Annotated in this window: 20 protein-coding genes and 3 pseudogenes; 8 read left to right on the top strand and 15 right to left on the bottom strand. The window is 59.1% G+C overall.

The genetic code is table 11. The features are described from left to right. Nucleotides 1-59: 59 nt before the first annotated feature. The 4 genes and pseudogenes from ACVWY3_RS01825 to ACVWY3_RS01810 all read right to left on the bottom strand — a co-directional run. A pseudogene (locus ACVWY3_RS01825) lies at nucleotides 60-119 on the bottom strand (hypothetical protein); the annotation flags it as partial. Nucleotides 120-189: 70 nt separating this feature from the next. Continuing rightward, complete coding sequence (locus ACVWY3_RS01820) at nucleotides 190-723, bottom strand: hypothetical protein (RefSeq protein ID WP_456836922.1); 534 nt, start codon at nucleotides 721-723, stop codon at nucleotides 190-192. 148 nt (nucleotides 724-871) lie between these two features. Next, nucleotides 872-1,231, bottom strand: coding sequence for a nuclear transport factor 2 family protein (locus ACVWY3_RS01815; protein WP_456836921.1), 360 nt, complete (start codon nucleotides 1,229-1,231; stop codon nucleotides 872-874). Nucleotides 1,232-1,464: 233 nt separating this feature from the next. Continuing rightward, nucleotides 1,465-1,673, bottom strand: a pseudogene (locus ACVWY3_RS01810) (PRC-barrel domain containing protein). A gap of 528 nt (nucleotides 1,674-2,201) precedes the next feature. Between ACVWY3_RS01810 and ACVWY3_RS01805 the strand changes: the two are divergent. Beyond that, entirely contained in the window at nucleotides 2,202-2,801 is a 600-nt protein-coding gene (locus ACVWY3_RS01805; RefSeq protein WP_456836920.1) for a hypothetical protein, read from the top strand. Between the two features lie 199 nt (nucleotides 2,802-3,000). Here ACVWY3_RS01805 and ACVWY3_RS01800 read toward each other — a convergent pair whose 3' ends face one another. The 8 genes from ACVWY3_RS01800 to ACVWY3_RS01765 form a co-directional block, all read right to left on the bottom strand. Continuing rightward, entirely contained in the window at nucleotides 3,001-3,258 is a 258-nt protein-coding gene (locus tag ACVWY3_RS01800) for a hypothetical protein (RefSeq protein ID WP_456836919.1), read from the bottom strand. Nucleotides 3,259-3,939: 681 nt separating this feature from the next. Beyond that, entirely contained in the window at nucleotides 3,940-4,089 is a 150-nt protein-coding gene (locus ACVWY3_RS01795) for a hypothetical protein (protein WP_456836918.1), read from the bottom strand. Between the two features lie 187 nt (nucleotides 4,090-4,276). Continuing rightward, nucleotides 4,277-4,441, bottom strand: coding sequence for a hypothetical protein (locus tag ACVWY3_RS01790; RefSeq protein ID WP_456836917.1), 165 nt, complete (start codon nucleotides 4,439-4,441; stop codon nucleotides 4,277-4,279). A gap of 418 nt (nucleotides 4,442-4,859) precedes the next feature. Next, complete coding sequence (locus tag ACVWY3_RS01785; RefSeq protein WP_456836916.1) at nucleotides 4,860-5,597, bottom strand: alpha/beta fold hydrolase; 738 nt, start codon at nucleotides 5,595-5,597, stop codon at nucleotides 4,860-4,862. Nucleotides 5,598-5,905: 308 nt separating this feature from the next. Then, entirely contained in the window at nucleotides 5,906-6,823 is a 918-nt protein-coding gene (locus ACVWY3_RS01780; RefSeq protein ID WP_456836915.1) for a glutathione S-transferase family protein, read from the bottom strand. 244 nt (nucleotides 6,824-7,067) lie between these two features. Next, complete coding sequence (locus tag ACVWY3_RS01775; protein WP_456843263.1) at nucleotides 7,068-7,481, bottom strand: IS110 family transposase; 414 nt, start codon at nucleotides 7,479-7,481, stop codon at nucleotides 7,068-7,070. Beyond that, on the bottom strand, nucleotides 7,438-7,629 hold the full coding sequence (locus tag ACVWY3_RS01770) for a hypothetical protein (RefSeq protein WP_456843570.1): 192 nt from the start codon (nucleotides 7,627-7,629) through the stop codon (nucleotides 7,438-7,440). The genes ACVWY3_RS01775 and ACVWY3_RS01770 overlap by 44 nt, the downstream gene beginning before the upstream one ends. Before the next feature lie 244 nt (nucleotides 7,630-7,873). Continuing rightward, nucleotides 7,874-8,350 (bottom strand): DUF3833 family protein, encoded by a 477-nt coding sequence (locus tag ACVWY3_RS01765; protein ID WP_456836914.1) that lies wholly within the window; start codon nucleotides 8,348-8,350, stop codon nucleotides 7,874-7,876. A 310-nt stretch (nucleotides 8,351-8,660) separates the two neighbouring features. On the opposite strand from ACVWY3_RS01765, the gene ACVWY3_RS01760 reads away from it, so the two are divergent. Both ACVWY3_RS01760 and ACVWY3_RS01755 read left to right on the top strand, forming a co-directional pair. Beyond that, a complete protein-coding gene (locus ACVWY3_RS01760; RefSeq protein WP_456836913.1) occupies nucleotides 8,661-8,882 on the top strand; it encodes a hypothetical protein in 222 nt (73 codons plus the stop codon). A 12-nt stretch (nucleotides 8,883-8,894) separates the two neighbouring features. Next, nucleotides 8,895-9,317, top strand: a complete 423-nt coding sequence (locus ACVWY3_RS01755; protein ID WP_456836912.1) for a hypothetical protein — start codon at nucleotides 8,895-8,897, stop codon at nucleotides 9,315-9,317. A 338-nt stretch (nucleotides 9,318-9,655) separates the two neighbouring features. On the opposite strand, the gene ACVWY3_RS01750 is transcribed toward ACVWY3_RS01755, so the two are convergent. Continuing rightward, the gene (locus ACVWY3_RS01750) at nucleotides 9,656-10,867 is read right to left on the bottom strand and encodes an MFS transporter (protein WP_456836911.1); all 1,212 of its coding nucleotides are present in this window, start codon (nucleotides 10,865-10,867) and stop codon (nucleotides 9,656-9,658) included. Between the two features lie 140 nt (nucleotides 10,868-11,007). After that, on the bottom strand, nucleotides 11,008-11,166 hold the full coding sequence (locus ACVWY3_RS01745) for a hypothetical protein (RefSeq protein ID WP_456836910.1): 159 nt from the start codon (nucleotides 11,164-11,166) through the stop codon (nucleotides 11,008-11,010). 570 nt (nucleotides 11,167-11,736) lie between these two features. Between ACVWY3_RS01745 and ACVWY3_RS01740 the strand changes: the two genes are divergently transcribed. Together ACVWY3_RS01740 and ACVWY3_RS01735 are read left to right on the top strand one after the other, a co-directional pair. Next, nucleotides 11,737-13,008: an SDR family oxidoreductase gene (locus tag ACVWY3_RS01740; protein WP_456836909.1), complete on the top strand. Its 1,272-nt coding sequence runs from the start codon at nucleotides 11,737-11,739 to the stop codon at nucleotides 13,006-13,008. After that, the gene (locus ACVWY3_RS01735) at nucleotides 13,008-13,487 is read left to right on the top strand and encodes a DUF2269 family protein (RefSeq protein WP_456836908.1); all 480 of its coding nucleotides are present in this window, start codon (nucleotides 13,008-13,010) and stop codon (nucleotides 13,485-13,487) included. Before ACVWY3_RS01740 ends, ACVWY3_RS01735 begins: the two co-directional genes overlap by 1 nt. Before the next feature lie 1,903 nt (nucleotides 13,488-15,390). Here ACVWY3_RS01735 and ACVWY3_RS01730 read toward each other — a convergent pair. After that, entirely contained in the window at nucleotides 15,391-15,612 is a 222-nt protein-coding gene (locus ACVWY3_RS01730; protein ID WP_456836907.1) for a hypothetical protein, read from the bottom strand. Nucleotides 15,613-15,791: 179 nt separating this feature from the next. Here ACVWY3_RS01730 and ACVWY3_RS01725 point away from each other — a divergent pair. The 3 genes and pseudogenes from ACVWY3_RS01725 to ACVWY3_RS01715 all read left to right on the top strand — a co-directional run. Continuing rightward, a pseudogene (locus ACVWY3_RS01725) lies at nucleotides 15,792-16,139 on the top strand (Hsp20/alpha crystallin family protein); the annotation flags it as partial. A gap of 61 nt (nucleotides 16,140-16,200) precedes the next feature. Further along, nucleotides 16,201-16,260: a hypothetical protein gene (locus ACVWY3_RS01720; RefSeq protein ID WP_456843262.1), complete on the top strand. Its 60-nt coding sequence runs from the start codon at nucleotides 16,201-16,203 to the stop codon at nucleotides 16,258-16,260. A gap of 60 nt (nucleotides 16,261-16,320) precedes the next feature. Further along, the gene (locus ACVWY3_RS01715; RefSeq protein ID WP_456836906.1) at nucleotides 16,321-16,719 is read left to right on the top strand and encodes an Hsp20/alpha crystallin family protein; all 399 of its coding nucleotides are present in this window, start codon (nucleotides 16,321-16,323) and stop codon (nucleotides 16,717-16,719) included. The last annotated feature ends 237 nt before the right edge of the window (nucleotides 16,720-16,956 follow it).

Here is a 16,956-nt window from a genome sequence, read left to right as displayed (position 1 = left end):
TGAAGAGGCGTGAGACCCAACCAGGCGGCAAAGTCGCGGCCCTTGGCAAAGGTCTCGGCCGGCGGTGCTAGGGCGGCGATCGCAGTGGCGGAGATCGGGCCGATGCCAGGAATGGTCATCAGCTGCGCGATACCTCGTCCTCGCGAGCACGTCGCGCGATCTCCTTGTCAAGATCCACGATCTTGCCATTCAACTCGCCAGAAGGGCTAGCATCACACGAGCCGCTTCGGGAAGGGAGCTGGCCATCGCTTCTCCCTCGATGAGGTCGGCAAGCGTCGCCAAATGCGATGGACCCTTGGGCGCTATCCACCATATTCCGTGAGGTGTCCTCGGATCGCGTTCATGAGCTGAGTTCGCTGCCGCACCAACAGGTCCCGGGTTCGAAACACCAGACCCGCAGCCTGTTGCTCCCTCACTCTTCGCGGCAACGAACCGCATGCTCGGCCGCTGCGCAGCTTCGCAGATCGCCTCGGCATCGATCGCGTCGTTCTTTTGCCGCTTTACAAACGGTTTTACATAAGCGGATGGATCAGCCGAACCTGATGGCCAAGCTGCGTGAGCTGTCGGGCTCTGCCACATCAACTCGGCTGAGCTGCGAAGAAATCCAAGAGCTTTCCTCGGCTGATCCGTTTTGCTGAATACTGCCCGTCCTTTCCCGTCCGCTCCATGAACGTGGAAAACATGTTTGGCGATATCCAGACCGATTGCGCTAACCTGCAACACGGACGCCTCCCTTAAGTGGTGCTAAACACCTCCGCTTTGGCACATCGATGCCGTCGGCGGGGCGTCCACCCCATCATAAGTCCGAGCGTTCGCTTTTGGCGCAAATGAGGGACCAAGCAGGCAAGTCCAGGATACCTGATCGTGACCCTTAGCAGACCGCGCCTTGGCAGGAGCTGGACTGGGCGTGCTGTCGCGGGCCGCAGCTCAGTGTCCTGATTTTCCCGGCGCCATTAAAGTCCAAGACCGCCTGCACTACGTTTTCCCCGCTGACGTACGAGATCATTGCGCCACCGTGCGAGGGCTGAAGATTATCCAGCTCGGCAGCTGGGTTTTCCTGCAGATGGATAACCCAGTAGCCACGCAGGTTTTCTCTGCCGGAGATCGCCAATTGGTTACAATCGCAATAGATCACGGCATCTTCGGCGTACATTTCGAGTAGCGTTTCGATATCGCCCGCGCGGTAGGCATCCAGCCAATCGACGGCAGCGGCCATCGGGTCAAAAGACATAAAGTACCTCTTGCGCCAGAAACAGAGAGGCCGGGGTACCCAGCTGATCTCTTCGCCAATCGATCGCGAATTTTTTGATCTTCACTCGGCCAAGCCCATATGCCGAATGCCATAGGTCGGATACCGGCCCACCTTGGGCATTCTGGCATCGCCATTTTAGCAGGCATCTTGGTGACTGACCTTATGGAGGCTAGCAGTGGCGGGGCGTCCACAAGATGGCGTCGGCAGGCCCGTCACTTCTCCACCAGCTTGATTGTCGAGACGGGCCATTTGCCGGGATGGCCAGCCACGGAAAGACGCAAACCGTGCGCCTCGTCCAAATGTAATCCTCGACGGTCCCCGCCTTGCCGTCCGTGAGCACGACTGCCTTGCCGATCAATTCGGCCTCGGCTTTGTGATATTCCCGCAGGATGGCGGCGGCATGCGCTTTAGCTCGGGGCATTCCTGGGGCCTCGTCCTACAGCGACGGTGCAGATTGCAAACTGGTCAGATTGGGCCGCGTTCCGAACGAACAACTGAGCCACAGGCGCCCCGCGGCAACGCAGCACTTCGGCTACCCCGGGGGATTGCAAGGCAGTCGCGCGCCCGCCATTCAAATAGGGCCTAATAGGGCCCGGCGAGTTTCCGCAGGGCCGGTCTGCCACCTCGAAAAATCAAGAAAAAAATACTTATTTACAAGAGCTTATATCCATTTCCACAATCCCAAAAAACTGCTGGCGGAAAGGGCCACACGACTATCTTTCGGGCCTCGGTGAAATACCGTGAAATTAAGTAAGCACTTTCTGCTTAGGCTTGTTTCGGGCTGTTCCTTGCGTGTTCGCCAAATCGGGGCCGGGACCAAGCTCGAATTTCGGCCCTTTGGTCTCAGGCTTAGGAGCCGAAACCACATGGAGACTACCATTGCCGCCCCGCTGGCAAGCGGGGCAGCAAGAGCAGCGTCATCTTGACTGACCGCATGTGCGAGAAGCGGGTGACCGGGCGCACCAAAATCTACGAGCGTAAATGCGCCGGCCTTTACCTCAGCAACACCGCCGATCGCCACTTCCTCGTTCAAATTCACCGACCGGCAGACCAGCAAGCAAGGCACCGGTTGGCTGGGCGTCTACACCCCGAGACCTTCATCGTCGAGGACGCCCGCGGCAAGGTTTATGGTCTCAAGGGCATGGGAGCCAAGGCACTTGCCGAGACCTTCCGCGGCCAGAAGGCGAAGGCCGCGCAGAACTGCAAGACCGTCTCCGAGATCATCGAGGAGCGGATCGACTGGATGAAGACGCCCGTCCGCAGCCGGACGGCGAGCGGCGGCCCCGGCTGGAGGCGCGGGAGAAAACCGCCAGCCATCTGCGGCGCTTCTCTCGGTGCCCGGCTTGGCAAGAAACTGGCGCGAGAGGTCACCAAGAATGACATCGCGACGCTCTCGAAGGACATTGTCGCGGGCGAGTTTGGTAAGCCCTCGGTCAGCAATGGGCGGAACATGCGGAAGGTGGCCAGTGCTCTGTTCAATTGGGCGGCCGAGGCTGGCCGCGACTACGTCAGCGCGTCGCCTTGCTTGGGAGCCCGATCAATACTTTAATCGAGCTTCGACGGCGCCGTGTACTCTCCACGGGGGCCACCCATTTCGGCCGCGCGTAGGCAAATTCCTACAGCGATGCCCCCAACGTGCATTCCGACTATCGGGCGCTCATCGAGCGCAACACAGGCGCCGGAAGTGGTCGCCGTGATATGCTAAGGCATCCGCCCAACCGCGCGCCGGCTCGCAAAGAAAGATTGTGTCAGTGGAGCACGCCCTGGGGCTGATGGTTCTCTGACTGATCATCCAATTGAGCGCTCATCCGCTCCAATCGTTGCTCTAGCTGCTCATTAACAAGCATCAATGCCCTAAGCGCGCCGCGTACGTCACCGTCACAAGCGGCGACGACCTCGTCAATCTCGAGTTCGTATGCATCAAGAAGAGAACTGGTGTGTGGGCGTGACATGCGAACAACATACAAGCATAAAATCTTACTGGAGAAATAATTACGCAGCATCATCCCCGCTATTCACAGCGGGGCGGGCTTGCATCGGATCGTTTCTGGATTTGAATTTCGGCGGCAATTTTTACCGCGCTGCACATCAATTGGCCGTGCAGCATCCGAGGCATTGAGTAAGTGGCCGGGGGTAAAGATGTTTGAAATCTATTTCAATCGTAAACGTGATTTCCTCGTCTTAAGCAAAGGCTCTCCGATCCCGGCACTTGACCCATCGATCAAATGGCGGAAGAGCAAAAAAAGAGTTTCTAGGGTCAGCGACGAGATTAGATTGGCCGTTGAGAGACAAGGCTACTACGTTCGGCGCTTGCGGGACAGCAAGGTACGGACGAACTCAGTTTGAACACAAACCGCACTCTCAATACTTTATCACCGCGCTGTCGAGGCTTGCGATGTATGGATGCGCGCGCCTTGGGACGAGGCGAAGGCGCGGAACCGGCCGTGGCCGGATCACGGTCCGTTGAGGTTGGCAGGCTCACCCGGCTGTCCGATTGTTGCCTCAGCCCTCCATCAATCCCCAAAGTACGATCAAGTAATAGACCACAACCGCGACGACAACGTTGATCGCAACTATCAGCAAAACATCGATAGGTAAGATCGGTTTCCGTCTAGCCATCGCTGGGATCCTAGCCGGGCTGGGATACCCTGACTTCTCACAAATGATGGCCGATGCACGTTACTCCGCTACTGTTGCGTTAGCGCCGCAGGTAGTTCCATCGTATGAATAAAAGTCTGATCGCGGCGATCATCTGCAGTGGCTTTCCAAGCGGCTACGCCAAAGTAGGCAGTGAGCGCCAGAGCAACCGCGACCAAAACAGAATTGAACTGCGTCATCGATCGGCCCCTCCTTCTCTACAGAGAAGCACCTTCGATTTGAGCGCGCACGACTGAAAGCTGCAAATGTCGAACTTTGCGCGTGCAATCCACAGGGAAGAGATCAACACACGCATAGTCCTCGGCCCACCGAGCGGAACATCTCAATACTGAGATCGTAAAAGCAGCTCCGGCCGTGTAACGCAGCTCACTGCAGCCAATCCTTGTAGAGGGTGATGCCGATCATGATCAGCGAGCCGATTACGACCGCCACTGGGCAGATAAACGGCAGCTCTTCCAGCACGCCAATAGCGACCGCCCGGACGCGGAGCGTTCGCTTCATATGCGCAAAGCGCCAGCCTGCGACACCCATCGGACGACTCCGTTTGGCCCCCAGCAGCAGCGGCCTCACTCTTCAGCGCGAAGCGATCTTCGGCTATTGCCCGTTAGGATGTATCCCTAGATTAAGGTGAAGGAACCCTTGTAAGTCGTCCGCTTTGTGCTCGGAAGGGACGTTGATGCTGCCAGGCTGCATGTCGGCCTTGGGCCCATAACCCGCCGCGAGCAGTTGCAGCAAGGCGAACTTATTCGGTCAACTCGTCGGCGATGAGCAGCCTATCCGGCACGGCGAGGCCGAGTGCCTTGGCAGCGGTCAGATCGAAAGTTGACGACCGGATTGGTTGGTGAGCAGCTCTTCCTTGCGTAAGCTCACGTTGCGCCACTTGGAGCCGCTGCGTGAGGTAGCCGGTGCGGGCGAACAGCACGTGGTAGAATGTTCTTCGCTGAGCAGGTCATGCCCTGCTCGTGCCAATTCGTGTGATGAAATCGTGGACGGCATCGAAGACTGGCTGCGGCTGTTCTAGCAGCATGAAATGCCCGGCTTGCGGAATGTCGACGACCGTAACCCGGTTTCCCAAGGTCTTGCGAAGCGCATGGCCATTACCGGGTGGCGCCGCGTCGTCATCGAGCCCTTGGACCACAAGCATCGGCGCGGTTCCACCAGTCCACCAGTGTTCCAGCGGTGTCTGGCGGCTCGTCGCGATCTGCGCGATATGCACCTGCGGCCAGCACTCGACGGGCTGCAGCACATTGGGATCCGATGCCGGCGACAGCCACCGCGCGCCGAGCGCCGCGCACTCTGGTCCCCTACGTCTTGCCTCGCCGGCATTACGAAAGGCCGTGCCGAGGGGCGTAGCCAATGCGATCAGCCCGCCGGCCGCGAGCAGGATCAGGCTGCGAACCAATTCCGGACGATCGGCCGCCAGGCAGCGGGCTACCCTGTTGCCGAAGGCATGACCGAGGATGTGGGCCGGAGCACAGCCGAGCATCTCGATCACGCCGGCCACATCGGCGGCGAGATCTTGCAGCGAGACGCCATCGAGGGGTCCGGTGCTGCTTCCGACGCCGCGCATGTTGACGGCAATAATCTGCAGCCCGCCGGCAGCCAATCGGCGGGCAAGGGGATCGAAGTAACCAGTGCTGCATTCGCCAACAGGACCAGCGCTTCTCCTGATCCGTGCAAGGTACATTCGAGCTCCGCCTCCCCAACCTTGATCATTTGATTTCGCATCATAGTCCCTCGCTCAGCGCAGGGCCGTTCTCTCTACGGCAACGCTCTCAGACGTGACTGGTGCCGTCTACCGGACAAAACAGAAGCTTTGCGGCGCAACCATTACGAGCCGCGCAGGTCTCATCAGGGCGATAACCGGAAGTCAGTCGGCTACTCGATCACCTCGTCAGCGCGGGCGCGATCACGCTCGAAAGTGCGAGACCGAGTGCTTTCGCCGTCTTGAGATTGACAGCGAGTTCGGACTGCGTCGGCGGCTCAATCGGCAAGTCAGGCTGACATCACGACAAAACCGGCGCGTGGGAAATGCACACAGACCTCTCCGGCCGCGGGATCGCTGCGTCGGATGACGATCTCATGGACGCCCGAGGTGACCAACTCGCCGACGACCGGGTCGCGTCCGGTGTCATCCGGCGTGACGGTCACTGTCTGACCAGGTTTCCAGCCGGTCGGCTCTCGTGGATCGGGAATTTCGCTGGCGATCGACGTAGCGTCCTTCGCCGCGTTGAGCGCTTTTTTCGAGGTCATTGGGCTCGGCCTGCCGTGGCCGATTGCGGCAATTCGCTCCGTCCAATTCAGCAGGCTCGGAAAGCCGTCGAGCGGCGCCGCCAACGGTCCGAAGTTTTGCTGCAAGAACCAAACCGGATGGTAGGCGGCGAGATCGGCAAGGCTAGGGGCAGAGCCCTGCAGGAATGAGCGCCCGTCAGTCAGCATTTGATTCAGCCAATCCAAATGTGCGCGCAACTGATCGAGCGAGTTCGGTATTGCCGCCTTCATCGCGGCGGGATCGATATTTCGGCCGGAGAACTTGGCCCGGTCTTCGAGAAATCCCTTGGGCAACGCGTCGGGTCTCTTCGCGAACACGATGCTCGCAGCCGGGCTGAACGTTGTCTTCTCGGCCCACCAGGCAAGCGCATCGGCCGCGCCGTGGCCGGCGGGATAAAAGCTCGGGTTAGGATGCCGGCGCTCGAGTTCGCGCATGATCAACTGGCTGTCGCAATATATGTCTGCGCCGATCTGCAACACGGGCGTCTTTCGGTAGCCTCCGGTCAGCGCCGTCAGGTCGGGTTTTGGCATGGTGACGGGGATTACCACCGATCCCCAGGCCAAACCTTTCAGACCAAGACCGAGCCGAACTTTCTCCGAATAGGGAGAGATCTCGTAGTGATGCAGGATAATATCGGTCATCGAGACGGCCCTCGGCCACGGTTCCGCCCCTACAAGAGCGCCCCTACAAGAGAATGAATGATCGTGCTTAACTCGGGCCCAACCCGAGGCGTAGACTGCTTGTTCCTATTGTTCCAACAATGCTGGCGACCAGCGCTGTTGCCAGCGCCGGACCGACGCCAGGGATCGCGCCCGGCCGCTTGCTCGTCGTGTTTGATCGATGCCAGGCGATGATGCGGCGGTCGAACTCCAGGATCTGGGCCTTTCAGCGCGCGCTGACCGCCAAGAGCAGCAAGGCACATCCGGCAACCTCCGGGACTCGGCCTTCGGCTTTATCGGCGACGACTTCCAGCAGCTGCTCGACGCCTCGCCGCCCAACAGGGGCGACAATCCCGAACTCGGCTAGATAGGCGCGGATGGAGTTGATGATCGCGGTCTGCTGGCGGATGAAGAGTTGGCGCGCTCGGTGAAGCATCAGACAGCTCTGTTGCTCGACTGTCTTGGTCGGCACGAACCGCATGTTGGGCCTCGTCACCGCTTCACAGATCGCCTCCGCGTCCCTAGCGTCGTTCTTGACGTAGGGCTTCACATATGCCGGAGGCATCAATCGCACCGTATGTCCCAACGCCTGCAATTCACGGAACCAATGGTGCGATGATGCGCAAGCTCCGATCCCCACCAGGCATGGCGGCAATTTCTGGAAAAATGTTCAAGACGTGGCTGCGCCTCAACTGACGGCGTACGACCGCCTGGCCGGCTGCATCAACGCCGTGCACTTGGAAGACCGACTTCGCAATATCAAGGCCAATCGTCGAAATTGACTGCATAGGCCGCTCCTCCGAATCGCGGGAGCCTTAAAACGGCACCCACTCTTTGGCACTCCCGTGCCGGTGGAGGAGCCGTCCACAGCATCAGATGCGGACGTGCAAGTTGGCCGCGTTATCCGCAAGCCTCCTCGACTTTTGTAGGATTGAACGAAAGCGTCTCGCGCGCTGTCAATGCGCTCGCGGTTCGATCTCCCCCGGGGCCCTCACCCGCTCTCGCCCGTGGCAGTAGCGGACACCAGCGAAGTTAAAGCTTGTGGTAAGTAACGTGCGCCGTCGCAAACGGGATGCCAGCACGGCCAGCACGGCCGCGGACTATGCAAGCTCGTTCATCGATTCCATAAAACCAATCGTCGAAGTTTAACTTGAGCGATTTGCCCTCCCCTTGCGGTGTATCGCGCGTGTATTTCCAATGGAATGCGCAACCGGCTTGCTCCCCAATGGCTTCACCTTCCAGTCGGTTTTCCAGGCCCGTGTACTTGCCTTCCTCGCCCTTTCGGATCGTCCAATGCAGAGTGTCGCTATGACCATCGTCAAATGTATATGCCTCGATGAAAAGCACTGTATCAGTGTCCGCATCTAGTTCGCCGTGACCAGCAATCGTTGCGCGCTTCAGTAGTCCACCAACTAGACTTTCGAGCACTGCCCAACCTTCTAACCGCCCGATGAAAAAACGTTCAGGAAGAAACAGCGGCGTTGTCCCTCTAAAAGCATCGATCGCCATAGTTAAAACCCTTCGAAATGCATCGCGTAAACCAAATCTCCTTTCTTCGATTGGTTCCTACTTGGTTCTCCGGCACACGCTCCGCTCAGAGCGCTCAACCATCAACAGCCACCGCCATTTCATATACGATCGGAACTTAATACCGCTGGCAATCGGTTCACTGTTGATGCCGGGTCTACAGGGGTCACCGGCATAGCCCACTTTCGGCAAGCCCGGCGTTGCGCTGCCCCCTTCTTGTCTTGAAAGTTCGCGACTTCGGGCAGATACTTGAATCAAGTCCTTAGCCATCATCATTCCGAGGAAGACGATCATGGCGATCCAAATCGTGATGGACAGCACCGGTGACACCCGCCATTTTTTCAATCCAGACGACGCACGAGAACTCGCGAGGGCGGAGCGGCGGTTTTACGAACTGACCGACGCCGGCTTCACCGCGGCGGTCCGGACGGGTCCGGGTCAAGTATCGCAAATGCGATCGTTTGACCCAAACGCGGAAGAAGCCGTCTTCTTCCCTAGGCTCGTCGGCGGGTGATCGGCCCGCGCCATGTTGGGCTTCAGATCATCTCCCCGACATGAACGTCGGCGGGCGAGAGCCATTCGGGCTCTCTTCTTCAGACACGGCGCCGAGAGAACTCCGGAGGGCCGCTCGCTGCAGCTGTTGCGGACGTGGCTATCGCCGGCCCAACGTGCACAGTTCGCGGGAAAGGGCTATTTCGAGGTCATCGGTGGCGACACTGGCAGGCAATATCGGATCTACGCGGGCGCGTCGACCAACGTCTGCGAGATCGACGAAAAGGGCCGCCCGACGCGCGGCCTGTGTTTCACGCCGCGAGGCAATCTGCCGGTCGGAGATGTTATGCTTTCCCAAAAGATTGCGCTGGAGTGCTGCGAGAACCGCGCGTTGGAGGTAGCCAGAAGGTTCGCACCGACGGGTTTCATGTTTCGGCGCAGCCGGCTCCTTGGTTGAGCCGCCGCGGTCCTTCGTTTGGGCATCGGGAAAGTTGTGCCGTATTTGAGATTCAGGGCGTGCCGAATGGATCCGGACACCTCTCTGCAAGGTCCGCATGAAGACAGCAACTAAGCTGAAAATTCGAGGGTACGTCGCTGCCAGTGTAGATCTTTAGCCTGCCTTCTCCGTCGAGACGCTCCGACGTGGTCCCGACGGAGAATGAGATGCAGGTTGCAAACGACGGCTCGAACAGGATCTTGCCCGGCCCCAGGACTGGCCGAGGCATGAGACGCAGTTCGAATTCTGCGTTTCGGCGGCGCGTAGACCGACGGCCCCCCGTTCGGTCGAACGAAGGATCAGTCCCTCCCATTGGCGAAGCCAAACCAGGCGAATGGGAGTGCGAGGACGCAGAGCGCCGCCATAGGATAGAACGCCGCCCCGGCAAAAGAACCATACAGTTCACCGGACAAAAAGGTTATTACTGCCGTTAGCAACCCGGAGCCAAACGCATAGAGAGATTGAGCAGTTGCGGCCACGGTTGCTGCGACCAGCGTCGCCATCATTCGCATGCAAGCGAGATGAAGCAGAGCGAACGTTAGTCCGTGCAACGGCTGTATCAGCGAGAGCAGCAATAGCGAAGTGGTCACGCCTGCTACGGACCAGCGGACGATACCGGCCGCAGCTGCCAAGATAGCCGCGCCACGCACGCCAAACCTATCCAGGAGCGCTGGACCGACCAGCATGAACACCAACACTTCAGCAACCACCGCTTCTGACCATAGAAAGCTAATCGCCGAGGTGCTGATGTCCGCATCGCTCCACCTGATCACTGCAAATGCATCGTGCACGGCATGACTGCCATAGATCAAAGCTGATGCGATGATCATGATGCGAAACTGCGACACGCTGATTAGTGCTTTCATCTCTGACACAATAAAGGACGGCGATGTCTGCGATCTGGATTGCTCAGCTAGCAATGCAGTGGCGCCAGCGGTGGCGATCAGGAAGGCAGCGTTCACCCAGATAACAGGGGTGAGATCGGCTGGGCTCACGAGTTGTCCGGCCATCAGTGTTCCCAGAACGAAAGCCGCGGAGGCAGCTCCCCGTATCCACCCGTACTCAAATGGCCTTCCCGCGAACCGAGGCCTCCTTGTATTGACCGACAACGCGTCGGCGATAGAGGTGGTGGGGGCAAGAGCGGCAGCCTGAACCAACGCGACAAGAAGCAAGAACCAGAACTTATCTGCCCAAAGCAATGCGACCGCTGCTGCGGCCGCCACGGCAGCACAGCCCGCGAGCACGAGGCGCAATGACCCGATCCGATCCGCCAGCATAGCGACCAACGGTCCGAAAACGAGCCGCGTCAGCATTGCGGCAGCCAGGATCAGACCGATCTGCTGAGACGCCAAAGCTCGCGTTTCGAAGAATTTTGGCCAGAACGGAGATGCGGCGCCGAACGCCGCGTAGAGGGCGACGTAAAGGACTATATAGGCGATTGGTTCGGGAATGCGCACAGGGTCCTTATAGGTTGCTTTATAGCCTGCATGGCGTGCGAACGCTGGTGCCATAGCGCAAGTCAGATCGGAGCACTGGCTCCGAAAGCAAAGTTTGGTCGCACAGACCAGTCGGTCCTGGTCCGACAGTACTCAGACCGGCCGGGCCTAACAATCCGATGAACCCCGCCGCGGCATCACTGTAGTGGACGAGCTCAAATCCAGATTGGGGCGCAGCCTTTCGGACTGTTTCTTTCTCCTGGTGACCCGACGGTCGGTCCTATGATGTCGAGCTTTTTCAAGTCGGAAACAAGCTGCTTGAAAAAGCCAATGCGCATTTGAGTCACCGCGTCCTCGCCACCGACCCCGTTCATCACGTTTCCGGTAATCATCCCACCGGGATGTGCGCGACAGGATCAATAGCTATCGCGGTAAACACTAGCGGAACTTCAGGAACGGATTTCTCGAATGCCTCGACCATGCCGCGAGCAAGACCGATCACAGATCGTACCGACCTCGACTTGCAAGGTCTACAATCGTTCCAAGCGGATGAAGGAGAAGCACGCGGTGCTGGATGGCGTCGCGGCCGAGCTGAGGCGGATCGTCGGCAAGCCACTGCCTGCGATGCCTGCTAAAACGAATCTGCATCTGGTCGCCTGCCCCTCAGCATAGATTCATGGGGCAGATAGCGCGGCAACGGATCGACCGGGCTGTGGCCGATGCAGCCTGTTCAGAGAAATTCGATAATCGGCCGCGCCTCAGCTTGACGGCGAAGCGGCCGCTTCACTGAGGCCTCCGACGGTGCCAAAGCGAACGACACAGAATTGTGGCGACTCACTAGTTCCGCCACGAGGAACGATTGCATCAGCCGCGCTTTATTCGTCCGCATCTTCAGAGCTTGATCAGCGGTTTGCGCTCTGCGCAGCCAACCGAAGGACCCGTTTATGCGCATCCTTCTCGTTGGGGGCACGGGCCTCATTGGATCGGCAATCCACGCGCGGCTGTCCGCCGAAGGGCACGAATGCGTACTGGTGTCTCGCCATCCAGCGGCACCTGATAGGCACCACATCGCGCTTGACGTCGCTCGGGCTACCGATGCTACGAAATGGAACGGAGTTCTTGCCGGCGTCGATGCCGTCGTCAACGCGTCGGGTGCTCTGCAGGGCCAGAACATGCAAGCACTTCATGTCGCCGGGAGCGCGACGCTTTACGCGGCCTGTGAAAGCGCGGGAATCCGCCGCGTGATCGTGTTCTCGGCCATCGGCAGCAATCGCGACGCCCGTAGCGATTTTTCTCGAACCAAGTACGACGGCGAAGCGGTCTTGATGGCGAGGAACCTCGATTGGGTCGTGCTGCGGCCTTCTGTCGTGGTGGGCCGGCCGGCCTATGGTGGCAGCGCGCTGTTGCGAGGGCTGGCATCCCTTCCGATTCTACCGGTCATGCCGGACACCGCAGCTATCCAACCGGTGCATCTCGACGACGTGGTCGAGACGGTGATGTTCTTCCTGCGACCGGGCGCTCCCGCCCGCGTCGCGCTTGATCTGCCCGGTCCAGAACGGATTGCCTTCAGCGATGCGGTCGCGCTGTTTCGCTCCTGGCTGCGTTGGAGGCCGGCTTACCGCCTTCACCTGCCAACTTGGGTGGCTTCGGCTGCTTATCGCGCGGGTGATGTTGCGCAGATGTTGGGTTGGGCAACACCCATCAACTCGACCGCGCAGGCGGAAATGCGGCGCGGCGCGACCGGCGATGCTGAGCCCTGGCGTCAGATCACCGGCGTAAGGCCGCGCGACATCGAAGCCGCACTCGTTCGCGAACCCGCCTCGGTGCAGGAACGCTGGTTTGCACGGCTATATGTGCTCAAGCCGCTGATTTTCGTTGTTTTCGGCCTGTTCTGGATCGTCACGGGCATCATCTCGCTCGGTCCGGGCTGGGAATTTGGAATGTCGTTGCTGCGTGAAGGCCGGCTGCGAGAAAATATCGCGGCTCTCACCGTCATCGCCGGCGCGCTCGCCGACATCGTCATTGGCCTTGGAATTCTTTGGCGGCCTCTGAGCCGCTATGGGCTATGGGCAGCACTGATCATCTCGCTCACCTATGCCGTCATCGGTACGGCGCTGGTGCCGCGGCTGTGGGCCGATCCGCTTGGGCCGATGCTGAAGATCTGGCCGGTCATCATGCTCAATCTCGTAGCCATGGCGATTCGAGAGGATCGCTGATGTTCTATTTCTTCATGAAGATGGTGCACATCATCGGTGCTGCGGTCCTGCTCGGCACGGGTGCCGGCATCGCGTTCTTCATGCTGGTGGCTCATGTTCGCGGCGACCCGCGCGAGATCGCGGGGGTCGCGCGGACGGTCGTGCTGGCTGATTTCCTGTTCACGGCGAGTGCGGTCATCCTACAGCCGATCACGGGCACATGGCTCGCTTGGTCGAGTGGGTATTCCCTTGGCGATGGATGGATTGCGGCGTCCATCACACTCTATATGGTGACCGGCGCCTTCTGGCTGCCGGTGGTGTGGATGCAAATGCGAATGCGGGACCTTGCGATTCGCGCGATCGAGACCGACGGCAAGTTGCCTGCTGAATATTACCGTCTCTTCCGGTCGTGGTTCGTCTTCGGATTTCCGGCGTTCGCAGCCGTCCTGGCCATCTTTTGGCTGATGATCGCGCGCCCAGCTATTCCGTACTGGGACTAACATGACGCGATCAACATCACGCCGACGAGGGATATCATCGCGGGGTCGTGAAGGTAAAGCTGCCGAAGAAAGGCCTGCCACGCGATCCGTGGTTGACACGCGAATAGCCGCTAGATTGCTCTGGATCTGTTGGCGGGCTCGAGAGACCCAAATCGTGCATCGTGGTCCCATGAAGGGCCAGAAGGTCCAGACGGACAAGCGCCCGTTGCGCCATCTCACGCGCTTCATCATTATCGGCCTATACCGCGGAACGCGTGCAGGTGCGATCGCATCGGCCCCACCAGTTGCAGCCATTGGCCGGTCACAGCTTCGCCACAGAAACGGCGCGACCTAACGAAAACGAACATCCTCAAGATGCCTGTAGATTTTGAACGACCTGAAGCGTCTTTCTGGCGCTCATAAGGGTCTGGTTGCAGGTCGCAGGGCCAACCAACGAATTCATTGGGATCTCAGAGCCCTTGTTCAATCGAATGGATCACCGCACCAGAAACTATCGCTCGATTCAGGCCTCCATGAGCTTCGGCCTGAATGAGACCACTGCCGAACTTCCTGGGAGACCAGCCTGGCTCTGCAATCGCAGCAAAGACGAGCTCGGCGTACAAAACGTCAACTTGATCGCGATTTGGCGAACTGCTCGATCAACACTCCCTGTCATTCACGCGAGTCGCAACAGAATTGGTTTGGCGGTTTCCCGCAGAAGCTGTGAGCGCTGCGTTGGTTGGCGAGACGAAAAATCCTGTAGTTCAGCACATACCAGCCGCGCTCGTCCCGCGCGAGCAGAGCCGGTTCTTTGTCAGCCATTTGGGAACAGTCGAGGAGATATATCTAGCGCATCCGCGGCATGCTGACGGACCGGGTTCCGCGGGACGCGGGGACGTGTTGGCAAACTATATCCTGAAGGACGGGTGATCATCTGTCCAAGACCCTTCTCGCTCGGCTTGCGCCGTTGGAAGCGAGCGCCCATGCCTCCGCGGCAGAGATCGGCGCCACGACGGCGGCCGCCCAGCAGCAGCTCAGGGCCGCGAGGAGCACGAGCTTGTGAGGCGGCTGCGCCAGGCGGATCCCGCGGCGGTTTCGGCCGGAACGCAGGAGACGCTGGACTGGCTGCATGAGGGGCGCGTCCTCACCTTACGGCTGCCCGGGAACAACTTTCCACCATTTGCGTTCTGTGGGACGCTTCACCTGCGAACGGACGCCTGCAAAGGGTCCAGCAACGCAGAGGCGGCGAGCTCGTACCCATCTTGCTCTTGGAGGATATGGATATGAGACCCATTACAACTCTTCTCCGGCAATCGAGCCTGGCACTCATCCGCGTGGTCCGCGCAGTCCGTCGGCAAACAGTCGAACTGTTCGGCGGGCCTGGCGCTGATACGGGCCGTTATTTCGCGCAAGCGAAAGCCGATTTGACGAAGTTGTTTTCGAAGTTGCATAGCAAGCTCAGATCCCTTGTCAGCAAGGTGGCCGCTAATAAGGCGGCCAGTTCTTCGTAAGCTTTGCACGTGCAATTCGGAAACAGCGATCGTCATGTCCTGAGCGAGCCGATCGTATCGACGATCGCTCGACCGAGCAGCCTTGCTTGATTCAGCACCCTTTGCAAATTTCCGGGATGATCTGCTCGGCCTCAACGGCGTGCCTGGCGCCTGTGTTTCCGCGAAAGCGGGATATCAGAGCTCAGAATGAAGAGGCGCGAGGACTTGGTCGAGTGCCCGCCGACACCTGCCTGCCGCGGATTGTCTGATCCCCAGGCATGAGTTGTCGCGAAGGACAGCTAAGAGAACACCGCGCACCTTCGTTCTCCCAGGTCCATTTGCGAGTGGATTCGCAAATACAGCTGGAAGTCGAATGCTATATTTTCAACGCCAAGCTTCCTGTCTCGAACGAACCGATTCTGGTGGTCGCGAGCTCATGACCGCTTGAATGCCGGATCATCCAGCGCTCTTCCGAACGCGGCGATCATTGCCGCCGCGCCGTGGTCTCCGCGATCATCAAGGACGTGATGAAGCAGCTCTGCACGCTGCCGGAATGTGGGCAGAAGCGACGAATCGCGTTCGCACAGAACTCCTGCGATGCAGAGAGTGAGGGCTTCCGCACCCATTTTGATCTGAGCCAATGAGTCTGCAGTCATACGTGTTCCTCCCGTTGATTCGCCTGAGGCGAGAGGCCGCAAGGGGGCTTACGGCGGTGCAAAAGCGATAGTCCGCTCATTTATACCAAATGTTCTCCTACCAGCCTCGGCAGCATTAGCACCTGGCTCTTGAAAGTGCCAAAGACCAACCCAGATCAAAGTACAGAGGGGCGACCGTGATGCCTTCCTCGCCCCGCCAACAACTACCGTGGGGTTCAAACATGATCATGGGATTTGCTGATCCGTTCGACACGCTACTCAACCTTCAACGCTCCCTCGAAGCGAACCTCGCCAGCGACTGGCTCCAAGATTTAACCGCCAGCCGCGGCCCCTTCCCGCCAATCAACGTTTTTCAACAGGGCGACGACATCCTGGCTATCGTCGAACTGGCGGGTGTTAAGAAGGATGACCTGCAAATTCAGGCCAAGGAAAATTCGATACGCATCTTCGGCAGGAAAACGGTCGAGTACCCCGGGGAAGTGAGCCTACACCGGAAGGAACGCGTCTCTGGCGAGTTCGACCGGACGCTGTCATTCCCCGGTACAAATCGAGCCCGATGGAATCAAAGCCGAGTATCGGGATGGCATCTTGGCGCTATTCCTTCCACGTGCGGAAAGCGATAAGCCGCGCACCATCAAGATCACCTGAACCGCAATGACCATCCCTCACTCGCCCAAGTCTGCAGAAAGGCGTTCTAGGAGGCACAACATGGCTTCGAAAAGGGAACTACAGGTGGCACAAAAGCGCGAGCTGGAGAAGAAGGAAGAGACCACTGTCCCAGCCCGCATATTCGTGCCGAATGCTGACATTTATGAGACGAAGGACGGGCTCAACGTAGTCCTCGAAATGCCCGGAGTCGAAAAGAACAGTGTCGACATCCGGGTCGAGGACGATGTGCTCAAGGTTGACGGGAAGCTTGACTTCTCCAAGTACCAGGGCCTGCAGCCACTCTATACCGAATACAATGTCGGCCACTTTTCTAGGAGCTTCCGGCTTTCAAACAAGATCGACCAAGGCAAGATCGCTGCTGATCTCCAGGACGGCGTGCTGTCGCTTATGCTGCCGTTCGCCGAGAAAGCCAAGCCGCGCTCTATTCAGGTGAATTGAGGGCAGACCACGGAGCGGCCGCGCGCCGGTGCCTTCTGCCAGCGGCGCGCGGCAGATGCTGAGCCTCATGTAATTCACGGATACTCCTTCGCCGCGGGTATTGACGATGCGGAACTCGATCCGCTTTTTCTACGGCACGTCTGCGTTCCGCAAACCATGCCTTGCTCAATCTCCACGGCACAACGGGCTGCGTCCGCTACGCTGCCGAACCCGGCCAGCAGTCCGTGCCCGTGTTCT

The sequence above is a fragment of the Bradyrhizobium sp. USDA 4486 genome (assembly GCF_054057995.1).
The sequence above is the reverse complement of the archived record's forward strand: the minus strand, read 5'-3'. Positions and strand labels throughout refer to the sequence as shown.

Coding starts and splice junctions, on each gene's coding strand:
- ACVWY3_RS01800 (WP_456836919.1), bottom strand. CDS start 3,258: ATGATGCTGCGTAATTATTTCTCCAGTAAGATTTTATGCTTGTATGTT.
- ACVWY3_RS01760 (WP_456836913.1), top strand. CDS start 8,661: ATGGCGATCCAAATCGTGATGGACAGCACCGGTGACACCCGCCATTTT.
- ACVWY3_RS01715 (WP_456836906.1), top strand. CDS start 16,321: ATGGCTTCGAAAAGGGAACTACAGGTGGCACAAAAGCGCGAGCTGGAG.
- ACVWY3_RS01815 (WP_456836921.1), bottom strand. CDS start 1,231: ATGTCTTTTGACCCGATGGCCGCTGCCGTCGATTGGCTGGATGCCTAC.
- ACVWY3_RS01750 (WP_456836911.1), bottom strand. CDS start 10,867: ATGGCACCAGCGTTCGCACGCCATGCAGGCTATAAAGCAACCTATAAG.
- ACVWY3_RS01795 (WP_456836918.1), bottom strand. CDS start 4,089: ATGACGCAGTTCAATTCTGTTTTGGTCGCGGTTGCTCTGGCGCTCACT.
- ACVWY3_RS01770 (WP_456843570.1), bottom strand. CDS start 7,629: ATGCAGTCAATTTCGACGATTGGCCTTGATATTGCGAAGTCGGTCTTC.
- ACVWY3_RS01755 (WP_456836912.1), top strand. CDS start 8,895: ATGTTGGGCTTCAGATCATCTCCCCGACATGAACGTCGGCGGGCGAGA.
- ACVWY3_RS01765 (WP_456836914.1), bottom strand. CDS start 8,350: ATGGCGATCGATGCTTTTAGAGGGACAACGCCGCTGTTTCTTCCTGAA.
- ACVWY3_RS01735 (WP_456836908.1), top strand. CDS start 13,008: ATGTTCTATTTCTTCATGAAGATGGTGCACATCATCGGTGCTGCGGTC.
- ACVWY3_RS01740 (WP_456836909.1), top strand. CDS start 11,737: ATGCGCATCCTTCTCGTTGGGGGCACGGGCCTCATTGGATCGGCAATC.
- ACVWY3_RS01730 (WP_456836907.1), bottom strand. CDS start 15,612: ATGACTGCAGACTCATTGGCTCAGATCAAAATGGGTGCGGAAGCCCTC.
- ACVWY3_RS01780 (WP_456836915.1), bottom strand. CDS start 6,823: ATGACCGATATTATCCTGCATCACTACGAGATCTCTCCCTATTCGGAG.
- ACVWY3_RS01785 (WP_456836916.1), bottom strand. CDS start 5,597: ATGTACCTTGCACGGATCAGGAGAAGCGCTGGTCCTGTTGGCGAATGC.
- ACVWY3_RS01790 (WP_456836917.1), bottom strand. CDS start 4,441: ATGGGTGTCGCAGGCTGGCGCTTTGCGCATATGAAGCGAACGCTCCGC.
- ACVWY3_RS01745 (WP_456836910.1), bottom strand. CDS start 11,166: ATGAACGGGGTCGGTGGCGAGGACGCGGTGACTCAAATGCGCATTGGC.